A 2,875-nucleotide genomic window follows, 5' to 3' on the forward strand; every position below is an offset into this window, starting at 1 on the left:
GATGGTAATGTAGATTATGTCATCCCGCCGGGCCTGGTAATGTCCCCGGACAGTTACCTGCTGGTCGTCAACTTCGACCCCGTCCATCAGCCCGGCCAACTTGCTTCATTCCGCGCGAAATATGGTGTGGCTATCGGCGCGGTCATTGTCGGTCCCTACGGCGGTTCTCTGGACAACTCCGGCGGGCGTGTTCGACTGCTCAAGCCCGATCCTCCTCAAACAGCGCCCAGCCCGAACCCCGGCTTCGTTCCCTATATCCTCGTGGACGAGGTCGGGTACTCGAGCACGCCGCCCTGGCCAACCAATACGACCGCCACGGGCCTGTCTCTGCAACGCATCGACAGTCTGAGCTACGGTGACGACCCCATCAACTGGCAGGCGGCGGCACCGACGGCCGCAGGAGCAAACGTCGGCTCCGGCCCGATCGACACCGACGGGGACGGGTTGCCCGACGCCTGGGAGATTGCGCACAATCTCGACTGGCGCGATGCCACTGGCAACAATGGCGCCAACGGTGATCCCGATGCCGACGGCCTGACCAATCTTGAGGAATATGTGGCCGGAACCGATCCGCGGGACGCATCGAGTTATCTGAAAATCGAATCCATCGACGCCGTCAGCACCATGACGCGGATCCGTTTCAATGCCGTGGCTGGAAAAACCTACACGATTCTTTACCGCGACGACGTTGCTGCCGGAACCTGGCAGAAACTGGCGGACGTGCCGGACCAGGGCGCGACGGGAGAGATTGAAGTCACCGATGCCGGGGCCGGAGCGGCGACGCGTTTCTACCGCCTCGTCACCCCGCAGCAATTCTAGCAGTTTCCCTGCACGGACGATGTGCGCGGCCGCCACCTTCCGCTCGACCTGCCACGAGACCCGAGACTCGGGCCCGGGCCGGTTTTCCAGGGTGTTGCCATTCCCGATTCGGCAAACGGCAGGCCGGCGGGGGGTCTTTCAATCCATCACCTTGATCCGCGCGTTGCGGATCTGGACGTGCTCGGCGCCACGGCTGAGTTCCTGAAAACCGATGTGGCCTTTGCGCGGACGATCCCTGACCGGCGGCGCGTCGGCGCCGTTGTGGCGTTTCACTGACTGGTTTTGCTCGCGAAGGTTCAGGTCCTGAATCATCTCGCCGTTCAAGACGACACGTAAATGATCGCCCCTGAGGGTGACATGGTATTTGTTCCATTCAGTCGGTTTGTAAACCTGCTTCGTCGGGGCAATGGCCCGATAAATGCCACCGGTCAACTCGGAATCCTTGGCTTGCGGATTGTAACGAAAATCCGCCATCTGCAATTCCATGCCGTCGAAGGCCGGGTCACCATACATGGGGACTCTCAAAGCGCAGCCGCTGTTCCCGGTTTCGCCGAGTTTGAACTCGAATTCGAGTTCAAAATCGCTGTATTCCTTTTCGCTGAGCAGCCAGCTTCCGCGCGGCTCGCCGCCGTGGAGAACTCCGTTCTCCACACGCCACACCGGATTACCCTGCGCTGCGTTGCGGACGTCGTCCCAGGCGCGCACCGTCCAACCCGTTGGCACGCCATCCTCGGGAAAAAGCGCAACGAACCCCCCGTGTCCCGTGAAGTGCCGGCACCCGGAAACGACCATTATCGCGAGGACAAATGAAAGCAGCGGAAGGGGTTTCATGCGTGCGAATCTGACTTTGAGCCGGACGAACATTCAAGCCATTTTTATCGGCCTGATCCGGCAAATCCGTCGATGGAAAACGCCGGCTGTTTGACATGCGCCGAAAAACACCGCTCCTTACGGGCTGATAATTTCCAGTGCTCCTCCTCACCCGCGGATGCCCGTTGGTTCCCACAAACGGGCCCCGTCTGGTGCGAGGAGCACTGGACTCCTCCTGATGCATCGTTTCGCAGCGCCGTGCGAATCCCGGTGGGTTTCGGCGCACACACAGTCTCCGCCGAAACCCACCATCCGCTCATCCGAGTCGGACAATACAAGGACGCCGACGAGCCGTTTTTCAGGTAAGCGTCGCTGGTGAGATGCACCACCACCCGGGATTGTTCCGCCGCCCGATGGGTTGTAAATCGCCCGACACCCGGGCGGGACAGTTAGGGCGCCTCCGTTGAATCCAGTTCCGGAACCCCGACGCGATGTCCCGGCCCACCTGGCCACAATCAAAATTGTCGCCAATTTCCGCAGTCGGGTGTATCGGATGGGGACCAGTGCAAATCCGAAAAACAAAGCCATGAAACCGAAAACAGCAACAACCATCGTCCTCGCCGTGCTGTTGAGTGCCGCAGGTGTGGCACACGCGGCGGACACAAAAGACGCAAACAAACCCGGCGCAGAGAACAAAGAAGCGAAGGCGTTCAAAAATGTGGACGTGGCCGGGTTTGAAAAACTCCGCGCGGACAGGAAAAACGTGGTGCTCGACGTGCGCACGAAAAAGGAGTTTGAAGCCGGTCACGTCCCCGGCGCGATCAACCTTGACTGGTACGCGCCTGACTTTGCCGGGCGGGTCGCCAGGCTCGACAAGGGCAAGACCTACCTCGTGCACTGTGCCGGCGGAGTGCGCAGCGCGAAGGCGTGCGGCAAGATGAGTCAGCTCGACTTCCCCAAGCTTTACAACCTCGAAGGCGGCTTCAAGGCCTGGGAAAAGGCGGGGAATAAAGCGGAGAAATGAGCACGTCCGGCAATCGCAAGGCAGAGCCCATGACCACGAATCCATTGAACTTCTCCCGCCGTGATTTTCTCAAGACTTCCACCGCCATCGCCGCGGGTTCTGCGCTGCCGGTGTGGTTCATCGAGGAATACCACAGCCAGGCGGCGACCACGAAACCGCTGTCACCCAACGAAAAGCCGAACATCGCGTTGATTGGCTGTGGTGGACAAGGGCGTTATGACA

The 2,875-nt window shown here is 60.3% G+C and carries 4 protein-coding genes; 3 read left to right on the forward strand and 1 reads right to left on the reverse strand.

What is annotated here, in order from left to right:
• Window positions 1-819, forward strand: an 819-nt coding sequence (locus VN887_20615; protein ID HXT42422.1) for a hypothetical protein, incomplete at its 5' end; no start/stop codon positions are given.
• 138 nt (window positions 820-957) lie between these two features.
• On the opposite strand, the gene VN887_20620 is transcribed toward VN887_20615, so the two are convergent.
• A complete protein-coding gene (locus VN887_20620; protein ID HXT42423.1) occupies window positions 958-1,650 on the reverse strand; it encodes a DUF1080 domain-containing protein in 693 nt (230 codons plus the stop codon).
• A gap of 565 nt (window positions 1,651-2,215) precedes the next feature.
• On the opposite strand from VN887_20620, the gene VN887_20625 reads away from it, so the two are divergent.
• Both VN887_20625 and VN887_20630 read left to right on the forward strand, forming a co-directional pair.
• A complete protein-coding gene (locus VN887_20625) occupies window positions 2,216-2,653 on the forward strand; it encodes a rhodanese-like domain-containing protein (protein ID HXT42424.1) in 438 nt (145 codons plus the stop codon).
• Window positions 2,650-2,875: twin-arginine translocation signal domain-containing protein (locus VN887_20630; GenBank protein HXT42425.1), on the forward strand; the 226-nt coding region annotated here is incomplete at its 3' end. The genes VN887_20625 and VN887_20630, both read left to right, overlap by 4 nt.

The organism is Candidatus Angelobacter sp. (assembly GCA_035607015.1).
Classification (GTDB): Bacteria; Verrucomicrobiota; Verrucomicrobiia; order Limisphaerales; family AV2; genus AV2.